Genomic DNA, 18,021 nt, shown 5'->3' with positions numbered 1-18,021 from the left:
CCTACCCTTTCCCCACCTTACGTACGAGACCTTCCATGGGTATTGCCAAGTTGTCTGGCATTGCGAAAGCGACTAAAGGCAAAGAATGATCATTCCATCCAGCATGCCGCGCCTGAAGGGCTTTCGCTACCTTCCTGAGGTCATTGCCTACGCGGTCTGGGCATACCATCGGTTTGCCTTGAGCACTGCTGATGTCGAAGATCTCTTGGCGGAGCGGGGTGTCATCGAGAGCCGGGGAACCATTCGGCTCTGGGTCAATCGTTTCGGCGCACATTTTGCCGCGTGCATTCGGCGCGATCGCCCCAAGCCGAACGACAAATGGCACTTGGACGAGGTTGTCATCACGATCCGCGGCAATAAGCACTGGTTGTGGCGAGCCATCGACACGAACAGCCCCTCTCGGCAGATTGATTTGCAATCGCCTGCCGGGCAGTGGATGTTCTCGATATCCTCGTGCAAACGCGGCGAAATGCAAAGGCGGCCAAACGTTCTTCAAGAGATTGATCGCTCAGTTTAGTGAGCCAAGGGTTGTAATTAGAGGCCTTGTTGCACAAATCAGGGTTTGTACGTACTTCCGCTTTCCCCGGGCAGACTTATCCTACGGCCTCTGTCACGGGTATGCCGAGAGCGGTGTAACGATTGAGCACGGCGATACGGATTTGGATTTCCGCGACCTGCCTATCGAAGTCTCTCGTCATGAGGTTCTGGCCCAGAAGTTTCACACAATGCATCTTGGTTTCGACACGGCTCCTGCGGTGGTGTCACTGTGCCCTTAATTACTGGACGCAAATACACTCTGGGACATTTGACCCGATTTTGTGCCCTTAATTCTCGGATATCCACAGGCTAGCGGCGACTTTTTTCGAGGGTGCGATCCGCACATCGGAGCAACTCCGCACGGTCCGCATTTACACCGAGTTGTTCGATTGCTTTTTTAGCCGCCGCCAGAAAATCGGGTTTAATTGTGTTGTCGGACTTTCGTGCCGGGAACCGGGCCTTCTGAATTTTGCAATCATCTTTCGCCGGGGTTGGCGAACTGCATGAAAGGTAAACAAGTTGATCCAATAAATTGCGTTGACCAGGGAATGCCATACGTAGCCTTTCTCCTGCGGTAGGATCACGACGCATCGCAATAGACACGGCCACCAATGGTCGCGTCATCAATAGGTGAACGGCAGCGAGCATTGCATACCGGTCATGGCGGGATTTGGAGCAGAGCCCCGCATGACGAAGCTCTGGCGCAAGTACCCGTACTATCTGTAGAGCCAAGTCCACTTGCCGACCAACTTGCTGACTTCCGCGCCAATACAGTTGCTCCAACCACACTGCGCCCTTTGAAGCTCGGACTTCCAACCGTGACGGAACTTGAAACTTTTCACCTGGCACAGTGCCGAGAGGTAATAGACCTGTACCGCAGGAATAACAGATCGTAGACCATACGTAGCGCCAGTGCCTCAGGGAAACTCCGGGCACTTTTTGCGTGCATGTCGGACAGTGTTGAAAGTCTGAACAGGATACAAAATCGATTGGAAATCCTGCGCGACGTACGAGCAACATGCCCTGTATGTCACTCGACGATAGACGGGCAAGGGCACCAAACCGTTTGGTATCTGCGCCCTGCAGTTCGTGACCAGTATCAGGTGGGCTTTCGCTCGAAAACCCGAGATAGCCAAGCAATTCAGGAACAGAGCAATAATTGGCCGCAGCAAGCCGGGTGACCCAACTTGATAACAATTCGTCTTGACGCGGCTGTGGACGTCTCGGTCGCGGACGAATAGTCACTAAAACGCCGGAACGGGCTGTCTTCGAATGCTCCAGCTGTGCTTCGCCCAGATTGGTTGCCAGGCTTGAACCGCCTCATCTGTGATACGCTCCTCGCCTGTCTCGATTGCGTCTATCGCAAGCGCCTTGACCATCGTGAATACCCGCGATGTAACACCGCCAGTCATACCCAGAATGGTTCGCAGCGAATGCACACTGAGACTGGACCCGCGTTCCAGTTGCATCGCGGCAATCAGCGTCTGGATGAGACGAGAGAATTCGATATCGTCTTCCCAGAGAGGCAAGAAATGCTCGTCCAGACGCCGGGCCAGTTGTTCATCGCCGCGAATAGCGTCGACCGCTTCATTCACACCAAAGACGACGAGAGATGCACTGAGATCATTGGCGAGGAACCGCAGCATGTTTAGGAAACGCCGTTGCTCGCGATAGCTGCCCGCCAGCAAGTTGTGGACTTCGTCGATCATGATCATCTTCAGGTCCATGTCGCGCAAGTGGCTGAGGGCGCGCACCTCCAGTTCGGACACCGTGTGCCGCCCCCACATGGGCGCACCGATTGATGCCAGAATATGCTGATAAAATCGCCTCTCATCGGGGGCGGGTGGCGCCTGCAATAACAGGATCGGAGTTTGGGTAACGCCAATATCTGCTTCGTATTGAGTTGGGTACAGGCTTTCCATTCGCTTAGCGATCATGGTCTTTCCTATCCCTGAACTACCGTAAACCATAAGGCCAGGCATCCGGGACTGTCTTGGCATCTCCATGAGAGAAGTGAGCCTGTTGAGTACAATATTTGCGCGATCGAATGCGATCCACCGGTCACTGCGGACCAGGTCAAGTCTTTCGTTTGTTTCCATGAATGTCATCTATCGGGTAAGTAGGAAGATCCGGATTACTGGTATCGATCGCGAACATCTCGCGGGATGGATCGCGTCTGGTTTTGTCGTTAGGAAGTCGCGCTTGACGTTCACCCTCCAGCCGCACCGCCAGGGTTTGCTGTTTTGCCGCGTGCGCGATGCGCCTTTGTTCTTCAATAATTTGAAACAGCATCGCCTCCGGGATCGTCCCGCCGTGGCGTTCGTGAAATATCGCACGCGCACGACGCGACTCCCAAAGCGAAATCCGAGGCCGCGACAGATTCTTGTAGCGCGCTACTATGGTCCGTCCTTCGTCATTTACAGCCCAAATCTGGGACATATCGCGTGGGTCGTACTTGACAGTAACCTTCCCGACGCCACGACCGATCATTGGGCCGAATGCGTCGCTCCAATAGCCGACAGAAAACAGCTTGATCCCGGTTCGAGCGAGCTGCCGATGTTCGGAAGGAAGAAAGCTGATGCGAAACGCCTCGGTATCGACAACCTTTCTGCCTGCGCCATCGCCACCGAGGTCTGCCCAAGCCGCGAGCGGTGCTCTCCCCAATCCGCTGTGACGGGTGTTGTGATAGCGACATATCTCTAAGTGCAGCCAATCCTCGAACTCCTCCAATGTCATCGCCGCATTGTCAGAGCTGTCATAATCCCCTCTGTTCTTGGGGGATGATTGCGTTGTTCCCGGAAGTACATGAACTGCGCCCATGGTTGTTCCTATCAGACGTTCGATATGGCCGCCATAATGCGCGCGACCTGGTGGCCTGTACTCGATTGAGATTCCCCAATCTGCACAGGCCGACTGGAAGGCGTCGCTTCGGAAATCCCGCCCGTTGTCAACATGAACGGCTTGCGGAATCCCAGCAACAGGCCAATACAACTCCTCCAGTATCTCTGGCGCGCGGATCGACTTCGTTCGCACGCAATGGTGCAGACACAAACCGATGGACAAGACTGACGGTGTATCAAAACTCACATGTACGCCCAGAACAACGCGGGTCGCCACATCGATGGCGAGAGTCAACCAGGGTCGCCCCAAAGGTTTACGCTCGAATTGATCGACAAGAATGATGTCAGCCAGTGTGTGATCGATTTGGACAACGTCTAAAGGGCGCTCCACATCCAAGGCCCCTACCCTCGGCTCGAAAACTTGCCTCGCCGCCTTTGCACCTTTCCGTTTCCGCATCACCTCGCGTTGATCCATAGCGTCGACACGCGACTTGATTGTGCGCCGAGTGGGAACGCGATAGCCTCTCGCCGCGCACTCTGCCCGGATCTCGCTGACGATCCTCAGAAAGCTTGGAGGTTCTGGAACGAGATAGTGTTGACGTAGAACGCGCTCGATAGTGCTTTCTACATCTGGCTCCAGGCGACGTGAGCCATGCTTCGGACCGCGTCGTTTAGGGAGTAAGGAGCTCGCGCGCCCATCATTAATCTTAAGACGGCGGTAAAAATCCCAAGCGGTACTTCTCGAAACGCCCATAATCTTGGCCGCTTCCAACAGTAGCAGTCCTATATCCTGCCCTGACTCCTCAACTTCCAGTATTGGACGCAACGCATTGGCCCGTTCAACTGCGAGCGCTCTTTCTTCTGGGTTCTCTACTTCATTAGACAAGATCATCCCCACGCGACTTATCCACAGGACACTCCGTCCGGGAATTAAGGGCACAGTCCGGTAATTAATGATACAGTCCAGAAATTAAAGGCACAATCAAGCACTGATCTTGTTCAACTTTTTTAAGCCAGCGTCCAGTAAATAAAGGCACAGTGACAGTGGCCGGGCCGTTTTCATGAGCGCCTTCATATCTCGACCCGCCAGTATGCGCGCATTGTTCGGGATTGGGTTACGTCGATTGGTTTAGAAGCGAGCGCATATGGCACACATTCTATGCGGCGCACCAAGGTCACACAGATCTACAAGAAGACAGGTAATCTTCGCGCTGTTCAGCTTTTGCTCGGTCACACCAAGATGGACAGCACGGTTCGGTATCTGGGAGTTGAGCTTGAGGACGCTCTAGCGATTGCGGAAGCGATAGAAATCTAACATATCTGGGCCGCCTTCGAGGACGGCCCAGTGCGGCCGTCCATCGCGTCTTGAGACGCTGCAGTGCAGCTTCTGCAAAGCAGTCATTAACTGCTATCGCTACAGTTAAGGCCACACGAAGATATCATTTCTTCTTAAGTCTGGCACGGATGGTGCTTGTTCGGCGCAGCAATGCTAACGCCTTGGAGCCAATGAGGGAGAAGCAAGCGGAAATCCATCGGGGCTCGCGGCGACAAAATATTGGGCCGCTCAAAGAAGCCGGATATACGTCAGCAATCGTGATCCTGAACCAGACCATACAGACCGTTGCAATAAGGCGGGGTCCATATACATCCACACACGACATCCGGCAGCATGTCGCGATGCTGCGGACGCAGTCCGCTTTTCGGACATTCGCTGCACACGCAAAATCAATGGGTATTCAAATTCATGCGTTGGGATCGATCCTAACCATCAGTCGTCTTTCGGAACTGGTGAACGACTCACGGCTTAAAAAACCTACGAATTCACTCCTCCACCAGTAGAACAATGAAGGAGCCAAATTCTTACGGAGCAGTCGACAGCTCCATAACGCAGGGCATCTTCGAATGTTGCGGCAACTTCGGGTTAGGGTGGTGCCAGGATTGAGCTGAAGAAACCCATAAACTGCCCTGGCTTTGATAAACCGACGGATCCTTCAACGTTCCGACTTTGATTGCTTTGTATTCTGGCGCTGCACTATTCCAGGATATGACGTGCACTCCGCAATCCGGACAAAACTGCCGAAACACATCGTTTCCGCTGTCGACCTTGCGCCCGAATGTCGATGGTGTGCCTTGTACAATGGTCACCGCTGATTCAGGAAACATCATTCCATGGGCCTCCGCACCGCCAGATGTCTTCTGACAGTCACGGCAATAGCAAGCGCCCGATATGATTGGAGCAGCACTTACGCGGTATTTAACGGCACCACAAAGGCACTCTCCTTCCAAGACTTCAGTCATCCTTCGTCTCCTTTTCGGCAAACCCTTCAATTATCGCTTCTGTGACGCGCATAGCTATCGCGATCTCTTCGGGGGACAAGCATTCTGAAACGCGCGCGATGTTAACCGCCTCGCGTGCCAAAACAGTTTCGATCAATTCAGCCCCACTTGGTGACAGTGCCAAGAGCTTTGAACGGCGATGCGCAGTGTTTTGGCGGCGCTCGACAAACCCCTTTTCAATCAGCGCATTCGCGGTCTTCTGAACAAATTGCCGCGGTGCGATTAACCGATCAGCAATCCGTGGAACAGACAGTGGTCCATGATCATGGAGTCTCTCCAGCACTGCCCGTTCCGTAACGGTCAGCCCGGTGCCATCCAATTCACGTGCAACAGCATTTTCCAGAACCTTATAAAGCGGGCGGACAAGCCGAATGAAGTTGTAGAGATTTGTCGAATCATTCATAATGACACTATTAATGTCATATTGACATCTATGATGTCAATACGGATATGTAACTTGATCTGCAGGCAACATTCTCAAACCCACAACTGCAAGACTGAAGCGATTAGCAGGACGGCCATAGTTCCGTTAAACAAATGCCAATGCCAATCGGCGCTCAGCGCGCGCGCAGCCAGGCCGCCAGCCAGCGCCCATAAGGTCAGCGACAGATATGCAGAAAGAGCGAACACAAGCGCCATAAGGCCACTGAGCAGTATGGGACCGCTGGCCAGCTTGGAAAACGACGAGGCAACACCCAAAGCCATAGCCCAGGCTTTCGGATTTATCATGAGAAGCATGACGCCGCCCACAAGACTGATAGGAGTTTCCTCATCAGACTGCATTGGCATTGGAGGACCGGCCAGGCCAATTCTAGCGGCAAGCCATATCAGATATATGGAACCCACGGCCTTTATGCTCAATTCCAGGACAGGAGCTGTTTGAAGTGTCGTGGCCAGACCGGCCCCGGACACAGCCACCAACCCGGCAAGCGCAAGCGCAATACCCAAGATCAGCGGAACGCTGCGCCCATATCCAAACCGCGCTCCGGATGCAGCGGCGAGCGTGGTTGCACCACCTGGAGAGCCCGTGGCTACCAAGGCAAACATAACAAGTGCCCATATTTGATCTGGCATCACGGTTACCGCGCAGCGGTCACCTCAATCTCGACAAGAAGATCGGGTGCAGCCAAACCTGCCACAACCAATGTGGTGACCGCAGGAGCGTTCCCTTGGTTCCAACGAGCTTGACGAGCTTTGGACAGCGCCGGCAGGTATTTAGCTTCGGTCACATAGTAAATGACACGCAAAATGTCGGCGGTGCCCAGCCCAGCATCTGCAAGCAGAGCTTCGACATTATTCATCGCCTGATAACACTGTTGTTCGAACCCTTCACGGGTCTCGCCAACGGGTGAAACACCAATCTGTCCGGACAGACAAATCAGTGTCTTTGGTGCCGAAATCTGAGTGCCATGTACATAAATGCCCTGATACTGCTCCGGCACAACGCGCAATGTGTTTGGGGCCAATCGTGTGATCATTTATTGCTCCGTTTCCAAGTCGCCGTTTAGGCCACAGTCGGTTAGACTGGGTTTGCTGGTAGGACCAACAAAACGAGATTGCCCGACATCAGCCTGTTTTTTGGCTGTGTCCGCTTTGGTCGACGATACTGACCACCAAACCGCCCGCGATGCGAAATGCCGACGCACCACGAAACTGCAAATTCTGTCCTGCTTTCCATCCGTTGGGCAGATCGACGGAAACCACGGCAGAATAGTCGACTTCGATCAACGTGGTATCTGCGACGGTTATGACATTCACGACCTTTTGGTGGCGGCTTGCAAAGGCCTGAACGCCAAAGCTTGCCAGTTCCGCAAATGCTTGTTTGCCAGAGGTCTCGGACGTGACCTCTGCACCGGAGATGTTGCAAAATGTGACGTCATCCGAAAGGCAAGCCAACATGGCCGCCACATCCATCCGATTATAGGCATCGACATAAGATTGGATGATGCCGGGCAGGCTGTTCATAGGATATCCCGTGTCCTGCCCGAGACCAGCACCGATGCGCCTTTCGTATTGTCCAACGTGACTTTGATTAGGGACGGGCTACCCATGTCTTCGCCCTGGCGAATAGTGAAGCTACCGCTATGGGGCCATTGGCTGTCACGCAGGTAACCGGCAAAGGCAGCGGCGGCGGCACCAGTCGCTGGATCCTCTAGTACACCCCCCGAGGCGAACGCGTTGCGCACCTCAAAGGACTGATAATCTTCGATGTACACCAACATCACTGTCACCAGATCATGTTTGCGCATCACTGAGCGGCCCCTGTCCAGATCATAGTCCATCGCCGCGAGCCGCGCGCGGTCCTTCAGAGGCAACACGACGTGGTTGGCGCCACCGTGAATATGCGCCGGCGGCAGTCGAAGATCGAGATCCTCTGACGTCAAATTAAAGAGCGCCATGACATCCCGAGTCTCACTCTCGGTCATTGCACGACTTTTCGTCGGCGGTGATGACAAGGTGGCCATCATACCCTCGGCCGTAGCCTCGGCGTCCACGGTAATTTTCGCGTCGTTCAGAACGAGCGTATAGGTGCCTGAACCGTTTTGCTCACCCAGTGCTGCGCCAAGGGCGATTGTGGCATGGCCGCAGAACGGCACCTCGGTTTCCGGTGAGAAATAGCGTACCCGCCAAGTTTTGCCCCCATCATCCTGCGCCACGGCAAAGGCGGTCTCGGAATACCCAACGTCGGCTGCGACGCGCGCCATATCGTGTTCGCTGACTGCGTTCTCCAAGAGCACAACCCCTGCCGGGTTACCGCCCTCTGATCCTTGGCTGAACGCCGCAATACGTTGAATGTTCATGGGAAACTCCTGTCTATCGTTGTCAAAATCCTAAGGGAGATGTCGTTCGAATGTCCCAGCGTTTCCGATGGCTGAATTCTAAAATCTCTTTTGTACCGATGCCATTTTGGATAGTCTTCCTTCATGTCGAAAGAACTGGATCAAACGGACCGCCAAATTGTAGAGATCCTCGAATCTGATGGCCGTACTCGCCTTTCCGATATCGGTAAGGCGGTCGGCCTCACTGGTCCGGCTGTCGGTGAACGTCTGCGCAGCCTGCAATACCACGGTTTCATTACCGGGTTTGGTGCGCAGATAGACCTACGTCGCTTTGGCTATACAATTCAGGCTCTTGTCCGGATCAAACCACGCAGCGGGCAATTGCACATTGTTGAGAAGATGATCGAGGAACAACCCCGTTTTTCGTCCTGCGACCGGGTCACCGGTGACGATTGTTACGTCACCCGGCTGCTGCTGAAAGATGTGGCAGAGTTGGATGAGATTCTTCTGCCTTTTCATGACCGTGCGGAAACGAACACTTCGATCGTGAAATCATTCGTCTTCGAGCGCAGGCTGCCGCCCTTGGACTAGGCAGGCGACCTGATCAGGTGCGCCAGTCCTGCGTTTCTCTGTCCAACCATTTCCTGAATGTCCTGATCTTCTGCGAATGCCGATGACTTTCGGGAAAAACCAGCCAGTACCCTGATCCATCCTCGCAGGTCAGATCGAACGGTTGTATCAACCGGTTGCTTTTCAAATCATCCTGGAAAAAAGCGGGTGTCAGCATAGCAACACCTTGCCCTGCAATCGCGGCGCTGGCTTCTAATACCTGGGGGCCAAAATGCTGCCGAACTTCGCCGGTCAGATCCGTGCCCTCTAATCCGGCAGCTGCGGTCCAACGGTTCCACCACGGGTCTGCGGGCGAGAGGATATGCAGCCGCAAAAGATCCTCAGGCGTGTGGACGCCCCCGATCGTGGCGGCCAAGTCCGGGCTGAGCATCGGGGTAAACCGAGTTGGGATCAGAAGATGGCTCGCCAGCCCGCGCCAGTTTCCCTGACCGCCGCGTACGGCAACGTCAAAACCGCTGGCTGAAAAATCAACCAGGCTTTCGCTGACTTCAACTCGAACCGCGATGTTCGGGTTTTCCATTTGAAACCCGCCCAGCTTTCGCGCCAGGAAGTTGGTAGCGAATGTTGGGATGACACTAATTGCCAATGTCTGTTGCGAAATACCCTTAGCTTCGGCAAAGGCATCGCTCAGGATGTTGAGGGCTTCGGTGGCTTTCTCAGCAAATACATCTCCGATTTCTGACAGTGACACACCGCGGGCTTCACGTATGAACAGCGGTGCGCCAACCCGTTCCTCAAGAATCTTGATCTGATAGCTGACGGCCGCTTGGGTCATCCCAAGCTTGTCTGCCGCCAGTGTGAAATTCTTGCACCGCGCGGCCTCTTCAAAGACCCGGATTGCAGCCAGCGGAGGCAAAGTGGTTCGATCAACCATAAATAACCCTTATGCCTCTTCGTCAATACAAATTGGTTAATTTCATATTTTTCTGCGCGGATCAGCTTAAACCATCAACTCATCAAATGGGAGAGTGATATGCTCACTCCGCCGCTATTAAAACGATTTCTGGCTTTGTTCCATGTTAACTCCCTACTCTCTCCAAGACGGAGGCCCCAAACAGAAGACATTCAGTATTGGTCAAGTCATATGAAGAAAGACATCGGTATGGACTTCGCTGATCCTCCGCAGCGCCCGTTATACTAAAGTAGCCAAAGTTGGTGATGATGAACGCTGAAATCAAAACAGCCGAGCATGTCTCAGATGATGTCCTGCGCCAGGCGATGAACAGGGCATTTTCGGATTACGCGGTGCTGATGGAACTGTCGAACCGAGAGTTTGACCTTATGATGCGGCAGCGCGGCTTGAGCTATAAGGCCTCACGCATTGCAATCGTCGGAGGAGAAATTGCGGCAATCTGGTTGATGTCTGTGCGCGGCAACCATGCTTACCTGATCTCAAGTGGAACACGCCCCGAGTTCAGGCGTCAGGGGCTGGCTCGTCAGCTTGCTGAAGACTGTTTGGTTGGCTTAAGAAACGAACGCATCACCAACTTCCAAACCGAAGTTCTGACAGGCAACCAAAAAGCATTCGATCTTTACTCTGCCTTGGGAATGAAAATTACGCGACGACTGGAGTGCTATGAACTGCCGCCTTTGCCGGGATCACCCGAACACGATGTGCAGCAGACGTTCTGGGCAGAAATCGAAACCGAGGCGCAGGCGTTGGCAGAGGTACTGCCATCCTGGCAAAACAGTTCCGACGCGATTGCGGCGGTTGCTAATGAAGTTAAATGTTGGGCCGCATCAGACGCCCGCGGTTTGGCGGGCTATGTCGTTGCAATCCCCGAAACGCGAACCATTGCCCAGATTGGGGTCCGAAAAGACCGCCGTCGCGAGGGAATTGCGCAGTCATTGATTGCAGCCTGTCACCCAGGTGACAAGTTGCGTTTGCTAAATGTTGATGGCAGGTCGGATGATTTCCACGCTTTTCTTCAAGCAACAGGTGCTGAACCTACGGTATCGCAGTTCGAATTGAGCATGCACATCACCGACGCAATCGAAAGGTGAAAACGGATGTTTCGGCTGATCTCAACTGAAGTCCTATCGGACAATTGGGGGATTCTGACAAGATACGAATTCGAATTGCGTCGCCGAAACGGCGAGTGGCAGCGCCAGACGCGTGAAACCTACGACCGGGGCAATGGCGCAACCTGCCTGTTATTTAATCCCGAAACGACTTGCGTCCTGTTGACCCGTCAATTCAGGCTGCCGGTGTTTCTGAATGGTGGTGTCGAGGCCCTGATCGAGACCCCCGCGGGACTGCTGGAAGGATCGGACGCCGGCGGTCGGATGCGCGCTGAACTGCTCGAAGAGACGGGATTTCAAACGCCAACGCTGACGCATTTGTTCGACATCTACATGAGTCCTGGTTCCGTCACCGAGTATCTTTCCTTTTTCAAAGGTATCTATTCAGCATCAGATCAGGTTGCCGTCGGCGGCGGCAAGCTCGAAGAAGGAGAGGACATTGAGGTCTTGGAAGTTTCTCTTTCCGACGCGATGAAGATGATTGAAAGCGGCGACATTCGTGACGCAAAGACGATCATCCTGCTCCAACACCTAATGATCGAAACCCTCCAAAAAAGTCTTGAATACCCGTAATTTACTTTGGCAATACCTGAGTGATTTAGCACCATGAGAAGCGGTATTGGCAAAATTCGATCCTGGCCAATATTGACCAGCCAGCGGCTACTTTCGATGCAACAACGGCAACTCGCATTATAGAGTATCGTAGCGCCTACACAGTCAAAACCTGTTCTAACTCGCAGAGCAAGGGACCAGTTTAGCTTTCAACACCCCTCTAAAGACATATCCGAAATCGCATGATAGCTCCAGTACATGACAAATACTTCGATGCAAGAAAAGTCAGCCATTCCTTATGCCCTAGCAATGCTTGGTGTTCTTTTTGCATCCGTTTGCTTCGGGCTGGTTCCGTACTTTAGCCGTGCGCTGACTGAGCAGGGCATCGCACCTTATGCAGTTGCATTCTATCGCTACATTGTTGCGGCAGTCCTGCTAGTTCCAGTTCTAATCTCACACCGAAAAGCATGGCGCGTGATTGTCTGGGGTCTGTCAGCAGGTGCGGTGATGGGACTTGGATGGATCGGGTACGCGACGGCGCTAGAGACGCTACCCGCATCGACCGTGGGCGTTCTCTATATGACTTATCCTGTGTTCACTCTTGTGATCGCTTGGGTTTTGTTCGCTGATGCACCCACGCGCCGCGCTTTGTTGGCCTCTGGTCTGATCGTGATGGCAGCAATCATTGCAGGGTCACCCGCATCCGCATCCAAAGAGTACATACCAACGCTGCTGATCGCACTTGCGGCTCCGTTTGGATTTGGATTTGGCATTTGCGTACTGGTGCATCGGCTATCTCGGATCGCGCCACTGGCACGTATCGCGTCAGTTTCCCTTGGCTCCATATTCGGTCTTGCACCGCTTGTTTTGACTGCTGAAATGACTGAGTTACTTCCGCAGGACCCGTCCGACTGGCTATTGATTGTTGGAATAGGTCTAGTCACAGCGCTTGTCCCTCAGCTTATTTACACTGTCTGCTCACCAATGATCGGCGCCTCCCAGACTGCGATTGCTGGCAGCATAGAATTGCCCACAATGTTTGCAGTAGGCTTCTTTGCCTTTGGCGAGGCAATAACAACGCCTCAAGCCATTGCTTGCGCTTTTGTCCTTGCCGCAATTGTAGTCACAAAAAGAAGAGAGACCCGCATAGCCTAAACGTGTGACAAACTTCTAAGCTAAGCTTCGAGGCAGTGCAGAATACCGTCTGCCTCAAACCTGACAGATATGAAGACCGGCCCTAAGCCGACGCACTGCGGCGGGTCGCGATGCTGCGGACGCAGCCCGACTAGCCGCCATTCGCTGCAGTTGCGAGGTAGTAGGCCCGTCGAACTCACACATCGCGGAGAGGGTGTGTGAAAACTCCGGACTATGATCTCTCTCGTCGCTCTCGTTTTCAGCACCTCTGCAAAAGCTCTTTCAGAAGCGCGAGAGACGCACATAAAGGGTGTTTTTGGCCTATTTCACGGGACGACCAGAGTTTTCACACAGCCTCCGGACAGAGCTGCCATCGGGATTTACGCTCGAACATCTGATCGAAGGTAGATAAGGTTGCCTCAACTCCAAAAATTTGAGGTGCTCATGTTCGAAACTCTCCTGATTGTTGGAATTGGTCTTGCAGGCGGCTTCGCTGTTGGCGCGCAGGCTCAAATCGCAGGCTCCATGGGCAATCGAATTGGTGGCGCTGCTGGAAGCTTCATAGTCCACCTCGGAGGAGCTGTTGCGTCGCTTGCGCTGTTGATTGCCCGTGGCGGAGAAAACATTAGCGAATGGAGGCACTTACCTTGGTATATGCTGGGAAGTGGCATTTTCGGTTTGATTCTTTACCTAACCCTCAGTCAAACAGTTCCAAAACTGGGGGCAACATCGGCGATTGCATTGGTTGTTGTCGGCCAACTTCTAGTGGGGCTGCTTATCGAACACTTCGGCTTATTTGATGCATCCGTCAGAAGCATCAATTTATCACGGATTGCGGCTGCCATCCTGCTACTAGCGGGTGCTTATCTGATGCTTCGCTAAATTGTAGTCGATCATCGAGGTTCAATTTGGGCTCGCAGCTGTCCTTCGAAAATATCGAGTTTGATGAGAAGGCGCCCTACCTTACCATTTCGCCCACGGCCCACAGCTGCCGTCCGGCACAGGTCCACGATTCTACGGTTGCAGCCCGCTTTCTGGACATTCGCTGCAGGCGCAAAATCCAACGCTGATCGAACTTACAGATCGCGGGACAAAGCGTAAATTCGCTGCGACTGCGCCAATGACTGCTTTGGCTGTCACGATACGTTCTTCTTACGCGGATCTACAAACGCGAACTCGCAGCAGGCATCGCCAGACGCCAATGTGCTTCTCAACTCGACATTTATCGGTCTTTTCGACCGCCTGACTGCAATCATCCAAGCAGCGTCCCATTCACAAATGGTCGGTGTGATATCTGGGCGCCCCGAAGTCTGAAAATACTCGTTGAACGGGCACTTCAGAACGCAGCAGGAAATCACACCAACTGTGCGCCGCTCTTCAAGCCTCATGGCATCGCCCCACATCTGTTGTGCGAGCGAGGTTGCGCCCCTTCTCGCGACGCCGGCAAAAGGGTCCGGCTCTATCCAGAGCCAGAATTTAATCAGGCTCCGACTTACCCAAGTCCCAGTTCTCGCAAAGGCATGTTTGGAGGTGGCGCGTGCCTGCGAAGGTTCAAATCCCTCCTCTTCTTCAAAGTAAAGGTGCGCGGCATGCAGGCTTCCGGCAAGAATCCAGTTGAAGCGAGCGGCGGCGTCGCTGCCCGGGAATTTCTTTCTGTTCAGCAACGATATCTTGTTGTTCAACGCACTGCGGGTAATCCCGGTTCCTGATGCTTTTCTCAAACGCCAAACGAATTCATACTGCCAGATATGCGCGACCAATCTCCTCATCCTTCGCGGCCTTCGTCTTTCAGGTCAGGTGACGGTTTCAGCCGGATTGCACCGACCACACAAACCACTCCAATCAACCAGGGAACCGCAGAGAGCGTGTAAAATTCAGGATTCAGAAAGCTGCTCCAGCGTATCGAACAGGTTTGTGCAGCCGTAACATAGGCGCAGCTCATCGATGACATCAGCGCCCAGATGATAATCGGACCCAGCAGAAATATTCCTCCAAGCAGGTAGAGAAAAGCTCTCAGCATGCCGTGTCGCGCCCGAGAACGGGCCGTCGATTAAACAGGACACGCAGATTTCGTTTGATCAGGTTATTCCATAACATCGACGGAAAACTGCTGAGGAAATCTGCCAGTGAGCCTTGGCCAGCGCGCTTTAAGGTGCGAAGGGTCACGCTCGGTAGACCCGGTCGAAAATAGCTCTTTGGCACGATGGCTTGATCACTGAGCAATGCCTCAACTGCACGTCGTGTCGCGACTGTGTTGTTCCATTCCGCCCTGAACACCACGCAGCCGTTTTTGTTGATGATGAACAGCGTGTTGGGCATACCGCCATATGCCTTGTGCACATCTCCATCGAAATTATCGATGAAGATGGTGCGGGTTTCACCGTCTTCCTCACTCAGCCGCGTCGCGCAGGTCCTTTTTTCTTCAAGATTACGGTGTTGCGGAATGTCCGCGCCGGGATGCGCCTCTCGGACATACAAAACAGCACTGGATATGCGTGGGTTTGTCGGGTGAAGCCTCTCCATCGCACCCCTTCGGCTCTGGAAGAGCGGGCAGGTCAGGCTTCCCATCTCAAGGACCAGAAACTCGCCATCAAAATCGAGGAGCTTCCTTCTCTCGCCCGACACCGTTTCTATTTCGAAATCCGGGGCCTTTTCTCCGGGCGCGGGGCCCGTTGATTGGTCAAAGTCGTAATCCTCAGATGAGAAGTTGTCGTAGTTGTAGCCTGCCATTCTACGCCTCCCTGCGCTTGATGAAGCCTGTCCAGATCGCCCTTCACACTGCAAAGCGACCATCAGTGAACCAAAGCTGATAATGACCCCGTTGGCTTGCAGAACAAACAAACTCTAGCGAGGCAGGCGACACACGATATAGAATAATTGCGACATGAGAGATGATCATTTGCAAGCAAGGGCCAAGTTATTGATGCCCCCCAAGGCGCTGGCCAGTTGTGTTGCTGCGGCGGTCTTGCGTGACATTCGTGGCGCAAAGCTGTCGGATAACGACCGTTTCAACTACTTTCCGGTGACCCCTCTGGTGACGGCGACATATATTATTGAAGGCAACCTCCACTTAACGGCACTCGGCGTCAGCATCGCGGACACAAAGACCAAACCAAAACTTCCGAAATTCTCCATCACGCTGCCGCAGGCGCAACCGATTGTCAGTTGGAGCCCGGCCGATGCTTTTGCTGTCTCCGTTGCTTTCTATCCCGATGCATGGGCGGCACTGGCGGACCAGCCCGCGAAGGCCCAGATGCCCGAGTTCTTGATGTCAGCCTTTCAGGCCTTCACGCCGCACGGAGACGCAGATGAGAACTGGCAAAGCTTTTGCGGATTTATTGCACCTCGCTGGACCAAGAGACGGCATCGCGATGGGGTGTCCGATTGGACGGGCTCTGATCGATTGACCGACTGGTCACGTCATCTTTTCGCAAAAGTCGCCCTGTCGTCGGCAGGACAGAGTATGCGCACGTTTGAAAGGTATATTCGTCGTTGGACCGGCCAATCACGGCAGCAAATAGAATTTGCCGTCGCGATGGATGCACTTCATCACCGCAAGACTGCCAACCCGCAATTACCGCTTGCGGATCTTGCCAGCGACGCAGGCTATGCCGACCAGTCCCACATGGGGCGCGCTGTACGCCGCTCAACCGGATTTTCACCCGCCCGTCTCAATAAGATGATCGAAACTGAAGAGCCATTCTGGTGCTACCGCCTCTTGAGAGAACGGTTCTAAGGGCATTCATGTAACGTGTGTTTTGGTCACGTTGGCCAAGCCACGACCAGTCCGGTGAATGTCGCAATCATTCTATAACACGTGATGCGCCCAACTTAGGTACAGGGGTGACTGAAGGCTTTCGGTAAAAATCGAGACCCATGAGCGGCTCATCTGAACGGTCAAGATAGGGGTATTAACATGGATATCGGACAGTTCGCTGAGCGGCATTTGGGGATGGATGACAAGACCTGGATCAAGCATTCGAACCCGTGGAGTGGTTGGACCCGGATGACCATTCTTCCCTTGTTCAGTCTGGCGATTTGGAGTCGCGTTTGGCTGGGATGGGATGCTCTTTGGCCGATTGCGGCGGTTGTTCTTTGGACATGGCTCAATCCCCGACTGTTTCGCCCGCCCACACATAATGACGCGTGGATGACCAAGGGTGTATTGGGCGAACGGGTTTGGCTGGCAAAAACGGCCACGCCTATTCCGGCGCATCATGTAAAGATGGGGCGCCTTTTGAACTGGGGCGCAGGTGTCGGGCTGGCAATTTTGATCTATGGCCTGTGGCAACTTGATTTGGGACTGGTCCTCACTGGTTTGGTAGCAACCATGGGAGCGAAGCTTTGGTTTCTGGACCGCATGGTTTGGCTTTTTGCAGATACATCCGCGAACCGCACCGAATCTACCGGTTCCCCCGCTTCATGAGTAAGACCGCAACCCGTTTCTGAACGCCTCAGGCGTCGAAAGTATACCAATAGAAATCAGGTCCCTCATTTTTTCACCATCATAATATCGCTCTTCCGAAATTCGCCCATTGCACCATTGTTGCCAACAAAGCCCGTCAATCTGATGCCATCGCCCATCTGATGCTTCAAAGGAAGTTTGATTGCGAAACACACAGATTTCATTAGCCTCAGAGATATGTAAATCGACGATGACGCCACGGATCGCTTTGGCAGACGCAATAAAAGGTTCCTGCTTGCGGCGGCCTTCATTTGCATCTTTTGCGAAAATCTCATCATTTGCGTACATCTTACCCGCAGAGGCAAAAAACCTGTCAAAGGCGTCTAACGGTCGCCCCGCGCTCAGCATCTGAACTTGCTGTTCTACAAGTTCTGCAAATGTAGAGTTAGATGAAGTGTTCATTGCAAATTAAGCCTGCTTGTGGTTCGCAGATTCCTGTTTTGGCGCATTATGCATCGCCATCTTGTACGTCTCATCCCCGCTCGCTTCAAACAGACCCTCTGCAAAGGTTGAAAACCCATATTTTTTGTAAAAGGGCAATCCAATTTTGTTGTCTTTGAAGACTTCAACGGTTAACGGCCCTTTTTGGGCCACGACATGATCAACCAACTGTCGGCCAAAGCCACGACCGTGCATGTGAGGTGTCACAAACAACCCACCGATTTCCGTACCAATCATGGAAATGAACCCCACAATAATGGTTCCGTTGCAAAGTTTGCGGTTG

General features: G+C 53.4%; 22 protein-coding genes and 5 pseudogenes. 9 read left to right on the top strand and 18 right to left on the bottom strand.

The annotated features are described in order from the left end of the window. Positions 1 to 85: 85 nt before the first annotated feature. Positions 86 to 536, top strand: a pseudogene (locus D9K61_RS01095) (IS6 family transposase); the annotation flags it as partial. Positions 537 to 593: 57 nt separating this feature from the next. On the opposite strand, the pseudogene D9K61_RS01090 reads toward D9K61_RS01095, so the two are convergent. The 6 genes and pseudogenes from D9K61_RS01090 to D9K61_RS27760 form a co-directional block, all read right to left on the bottom strand. Next, positions 594 to 761 (bottom strand): annotated as a pseudogene (locus D9K61_RS01090) (IS5/IS1182 family transposase); the annotation flags it as partial. An 85-nt stretch (positions 762 to 846) separates the two neighbouring features. Next, complete coding sequence (locus tag D9K61_RS27375) at positions 847 to 1,185, bottom strand: hypothetical protein (protein WP_254055638.1); 339 nt, start codon at positions 1,183 to 1,185, stop codon at positions 847 to 849. Between the two features lie 249 nt (positions 1,186 to 1,434). Further along, positions 1,435 to 1,782: pseudogene (locus D9K61_RS27765) on the bottom strand (TniQ family protein); the annotation flags it as partial. Next, a complete protein-coding gene (locus D9K61_RS01080; RefSeq protein WP_120631414.1) occupies positions 1,782 to 2,636 on the bottom strand; it encodes a TniB family NTP-binding protein in 855 nt (284 codons plus the stop codon). The pseudogene D9K61_RS27765 and the gene D9K61_RS01080, both read right to left, overlap by 1 nt. Beyond that, positions 2,614 to 3,768 (bottom strand): Mu transposase C-terminal domain-containing protein, encoded by a 1,155-nt coding sequence (locus tag D9K61_RS01075; protein WP_254055637.1) that lies wholly within the window; start codon positions 3,766 to 3,768, stop codon positions 2,614 to 2,616. The genes D9K61_RS01080 and D9K61_RS01075 overlap by 23 nt, the downstream gene beginning before the upstream one ends. A gap of 36 nt (positions 3,769 to 3,804) precedes the next feature. Continuing rightward, a pseudogene (locus D9K61_RS27760) lies at positions 3,805 to 4,131 on the bottom strand (DNA-binding domain-containing protein); the annotation flags it as partial. A 291-nt stretch (positions 4,132 to 4,422) separates the two neighbouring features. On the opposite strand from D9K61_RS27760, the pseudogene D9K61_RS01070 reads away from it, so the two are divergent. Next, a pseudogene (locus D9K61_RS01070) lies at positions 4,423 to 4,692 on the top strand (tyrosine-type recombinase/integrase); the annotation flags it as partial. A gap of 545 nt (positions 4,693 to 5,237) precedes the next feature. Here the strand turns inward: D9K61_RS01070 and D9K61_RS01060 are convergent. From D9K61_RS01060 to D9K61_RS01035, 6 genes are all read right to left on the bottom strand, one after another. Next, positions 5,238 to 5,675, bottom strand: coding sequence for a GFA family protein (locus D9K61_RS01060; RefSeq protein WP_120631411.1), 438 nt, complete (start codon positions 5,673 to 5,675; stop codon positions 5,238 to 5,240). Beyond that, positions 5,668 to 6,117: a MarR family winged helix-turn-helix transcriptional regulator gene (locus tag D9K61_RS01055; RefSeq protein WP_120631410.1), complete on the bottom strand. Its 450-nt coding sequence runs from the start codon at positions 6,115 to 6,117 to the stop codon at positions 5,668 to 5,670. Before D9K61_RS01055 ends, D9K61_RS01060 begins: the two co-directional genes overlap by 8 nt. Before the next feature lie 74 nt (positions 6,118 to 6,191). Continuing rightward, complete coding sequence (locus tag D9K61_RS01050; protein ID WP_216825727.1) at positions 6,192 to 6,761, bottom strand: LysE family translocator; 570 nt, start codon at positions 6,759 to 6,761, stop codon at positions 6,192 to 6,194. A 32-nt stretch (positions 6,762 to 6,793) separates the two neighbouring features. Next, the gene (locus tag D9K61_RS01045; protein WP_120631408.1) at positions 6,794 to 7,192 is read right to left on the bottom strand and encodes a RidA family protein; all 399 of its coding nucleotides are present in this window, start codon (positions 7,190 to 7,192) and stop codon (positions 6,794 to 6,796) included. A gap of 88 nt (positions 7,193 to 7,280) precedes the next feature. Beyond that, on the bottom strand, positions 7,281 to 7,679 hold the full coding sequence (locus tag D9K61_RS01040; protein WP_120631407.1) for a nuclear transport factor 2 family protein: 399 nt from the start codon (positions 7,677 to 7,679) through the stop codon (positions 7,281 to 7,283). Next, positions 7,676 to 8,515 carry a PhzF family phenazine biosynthesis protein gene (locus D9K61_RS01035; RefSeq protein WP_120631406.1) on the bottom strand — a complete coding sequence of 280 codons (840 nt, stop codon included), beginning with the start codon at positions 8,513 to 8,515 and terminating at the stop codon, positions 7,676 to 7,678. The genes D9K61_RS01040 and D9K61_RS01035 overlap by 4 nt, the downstream gene beginning before the upstream one ends. Positions 8,516 to 8,638: 123 nt before the next feature. On the opposite strand from D9K61_RS01035, the gene D9K61_RS01030 reads away from it, so the two are divergent. Beyond that, a complete protein-coding gene (locus D9K61_RS01030; RefSeq protein WP_120631405.1) occupies positions 8,639 to 9,085 on the top strand; it encodes an Lrp/AsnC family transcriptional regulator in 447 nt (148 codons plus the stop codon). Positions 9,086 to 9,098: 13 nt separating this feature from the next. Here the strand turns inward: D9K61_RS01030 and D9K61_RS01025 are convergent, their stop codons facing one another. Next, positions 9,099 to 9,998, bottom strand: a complete 900-nt coding sequence (locus tag D9K61_RS01025) for a LysR substrate-binding domain-containing protein (protein ID WP_120631404.1) — start codon at positions 9,996 to 9,998, stop codon at positions 9,099 to 9,101. Positions 9,999 to 10,285: 287 nt separating this feature from the next. Between D9K61_RS01025 and D9K61_RS01020 the strand changes: the two genes are divergently transcribed. The 4 genes from D9K61_RS01020 to D9K61_RS01005 all read left to right on the top strand — a co-directional run bounded on the left by D9K61_RS01020 (position 10,286) and on the right by D9K61_RS01005 (position 13,714). Next, a complete protein-coding gene (locus D9K61_RS01020; RefSeq protein ID WP_162946679.1) occupies positions 10,286 to 11,128 on the top strand; it encodes an N-acetyltransferase in 843 nt (280 codons plus the stop codon). A gap of 6 nt (positions 11,129 to 11,134) precedes the next feature. Further along, positions 11,135 to 11,719 carry an NUDIX domain-containing protein gene (locus D9K61_RS01015; protein ID WP_120631402.1) on the top strand — a complete coding sequence of 195 codons (585 nt, stop codon included), beginning with the start codon at positions 11,135 to 11,137 and terminating at the stop codon, positions 11,717 to 11,719. 237 nt (positions 11,720 to 11,956) lie between these two features. Next, positions 11,957 to 12,853: a DMT family transporter gene (locus tag D9K61_RS01010; protein WP_120631401.1), complete on the top strand. Its 897-nt coding sequence runs from the start codon at positions 11,957 to 11,959 to the stop codon at positions 12,851 to 12,853. A 423-nt stretch (positions 12,854 to 13,276) separates the two neighbouring features. Beyond that, positions 13,277 to 13,714 carry a DMT family transporter gene (locus tag D9K61_RS01005; RefSeq protein ID WP_120631400.1) on the top strand — a complete coding sequence of 146 codons (438 nt, stop codon included), beginning with the start codon at positions 13,277 to 13,279 and terminating at the stop codon, positions 13,712 to 13,714. Positions 13,715 to 13,968: 254 nt separating this feature from the next. Here D9K61_RS01005 and D9K61_RS01000 read toward each other — a convergent pair whose 3' ends face one another. The 3 genes from D9K61_RS01000 to D9K61_RS00990 are packed head-to-tail and all read right to left on the bottom strand — an operon-like array spanning position 13,969 to position 15,562. Then, a complete protein-coding gene (locus tag D9K61_RS01000) occupies positions 13,969 to 14,592 on the bottom strand; it encodes an L-2-amino-thiazoline-4-carboxylic acid hydrolase (protein ID WP_162946678.1) in 624 nt (207 codons plus the stop codon). Between the two features lie 5 nt (positions 14,593 to 14,597). Then, positions 14,598 to 14,852 carry a hypothetical protein gene (locus tag D9K61_RS00995; RefSeq protein WP_120631398.1) on the bottom strand — a complete coding sequence of 85 codons (255 nt, stop codon included), beginning with the start codon at positions 14,850 to 14,852 and terminating at the stop codon, positions 14,598 to 14,600. After that, positions 14,846 to 15,562, bottom strand: a complete 717-nt coding sequence (locus D9K61_RS00990; RefSeq protein ID WP_162946677.1) for a deiodinase-like protein — start codon at positions 15,560 to 15,562, stop codon at positions 14,846 to 14,848. The genes D9K61_RS00995 and D9K61_RS00990 overlap by 7 nt, the downstream gene beginning before the upstream one ends. A 193-nt stretch (positions 15,563 to 15,755) precedes the next feature. Here D9K61_RS00990 and D9K61_RS00985 point away from each other — a divergent pair, with 193 nt between their 5' ends. Together D9K61_RS00985 and D9K61_RS00980 are read left to right on the top strand one after the other, a co-directional pair. Then, complete coding sequence (locus D9K61_RS00985) at positions 15,756 to 16,568, top strand: helix-turn-helix domain-containing protein (protein ID WP_162946676.1); 813 nt, start codon at positions 15,756 to 15,758, stop codon at positions 16,566 to 16,568. Between the two features lie 180 nt (positions 16,569 to 16,748). Beyond that, complete coding sequence (locus D9K61_RS00980) at positions 16,749 to 17,258, top strand: DUF6653 family protein (RefSeq protein ID WP_120631395.1); 510 nt, start codon at positions 16,749 to 16,751, stop codon at positions 17,256 to 17,258. Here D9K61_RS00980 and D9K61_RS00975 read toward each other — a convergent pair. Both D9K61_RS00975 and D9K61_RS00970 read right to left on the bottom strand, forming a co-directional pair. Next, positions 17,253 to 17,699, bottom strand: a complete 447-nt coding sequence (locus D9K61_RS00975) for a hypothetical protein (protein WP_162946675.1) — start codon at positions 17,697 to 17,699, stop codon at positions 17,253 to 17,255. The genes D9K61_RS00980 and D9K61_RS00975 overlap by 6 nt on opposite strands. A gap of 6 nt (positions 17,700 to 17,705) precedes the next feature. Then, a complete protein-coding gene (locus D9K61_RS00970) occupies positions 17,706 to 17,990 on the bottom strand; it encodes a GNAT family N-acetyltransferase (protein WP_256386737.1) in 285 nt (94 codons plus the stop codon). Positions 17,991 to 18,021 lie beyond the last annotated feature (31 nt).

The organism is Ruegeria sp. EL01, from assembly GCF_900313035.1.
Lineage (GTDB): Bacteria > Pseudomonadota > Alphaproteobacteria > Rhodobacterales > Rhodobacteraceae > Ruegeria.
Note: the sequence above shows the minus strand (reverse complement) of the source record. Positions and strands in the feature narration are given on the sequence as shown.

What these genes read in the sequence shown, in the direction of transcription:
- D9K61_RS27375 (WP_254055638.1), bottom strand. Translation starts at nt 1,185, where the DNA reads ATGCTCGCTGCCGTTCACCTATTGATGACGCGACCATTGGTGGCCGTG.
- D9K61_RS01080 (WP_120631414.1), bottom strand. Translation starts at nt 2,636, where the DNA reads ATGGAAACAAACGAAAGACTTGACCTGGTCCGCAGTGACCGGTGGATC.
- D9K61_RS01030 (WP_120631405.1), top strand. Translation starts at nt 8,639, where the DNA reads ATGTCGAAAGAACTGGATCAAACGGACCGCCAAATTGTAGAGATCCTC.
- D9K61_RS01020 (WP_162946679.1), top strand. Translation starts at nt 10,286, where the DNA reads ATGAACGCTGAAATCAAAACAGCCGAGCATGTCTCAGATGATGTCCTG.
- D9K61_RS01025 (WP_120631404.1), bottom strand. Translation starts at nt 9,998, where the DNA reads ATGGTTGATCGAACCACTTTGCCTCCGCTGGCTGCAATCCGGGTCTTT.
- D9K61_RS01050 (WP_216825727.1), bottom strand. Translation starts at nt 6,761, where the DNA reads ATGTTTGCCTTGGTAGCCACGGGCTCTCCAGGTGGTGCAACCACGCTC.
- D9K61_RS01035 (WP_120631406.1), bottom strand. Translation starts at nt 8,515, where the DNA reads ATGAACATTCAACGTATTGCGGCGTTCAGCCAAGGATCAGAGGGCGGT.
- D9K61_RS00990 (WP_162946677.1), bottom strand. Translation starts at nt 15,562, where the DNA reads ATGGCAGGCTACAACTACGACAACTTCTCATCTGAGGATTACGACTTT.
- D9K61_RS00975 (WP_162946675.1), bottom strand. Translation starts at nt 17,699, where the DNA reads ATGAACACTTCATCTAACTCTACATTTGCAGAACTTGTAGAACAGCAA.
- D9K61_RS01010 (WP_120631401.1), top strand. Translation starts at nt 11,957, where the DNA reads ATGACAAATACTTCGATGCAAGAAAAGTCAGCCATTCCTTATGCCCTA.
- D9K61_RS01040 (WP_120631407.1), bottom strand. Translation starts at nt 7,679, where the DNA reads ATGAACAGCCTGCCCGGCATCATCCAATCTTATGTCGATGCCTATAAT.
- D9K61_RS00985 (WP_162946676.1), top strand. Translation starts at nt 15,756, where the DNA reads ATGCCCCCCAAGGCGCTGGCCAGTTGTGTTGCTGCGGCGGTCTTGCGT.
- D9K61_RS00995 (WP_120631398.1), bottom strand. Translation starts at nt 14,852, where the DNA reads ATGCTGAGAGCTTTTCTCTACCTGCTTGGAGGAATATTTCTGCTGGGT.
- D9K61_RS00980 (WP_120631395.1), top strand. Translation starts at nt 16,749, where the DNA reads ATGGATATCGGACAGTTCGCTGAGCGGCATTTGGGGATGGATGACAAG.
- D9K61_RS01055 (WP_120631410.1), bottom strand. Translation starts at nt 6,117, where the DNA reads ATGAATGATTCGACAAATCTCTACAACTTCATTCGGCTTGTCCGCCCG.
- D9K61_RS01015 (WP_120631402.1), top strand. Translation starts at nt 11,135, where the DNA reads ATGTTTCGGCTGATCTCAACTGAAGTCCTATCGGACAATTGGGGGATT.
- D9K61_RS01005 (WP_120631400.1), top strand. Translation starts at nt 13,277, where the DNA reads ATGTTCGAAACTCTCCTGATTGTTGGAATTGGTCTTGCAGGCGGCTTC.
- D9K61_RS01045 (WP_120631408.1), bottom strand. Translation starts at nt 7,192, where the DNA reads ATGATCACACGATTGGCCCCAAACACATTGCGCGTTGTGCCGGAGCAG.
- D9K61_RS01060 (WP_120631411.1), bottom strand. Translation starts at nt 5,675, where the DNA reads ATGACTGAAGTCTTGGAAGGAGAGTGCCTTTGTGGTGCCGTTAAATAC.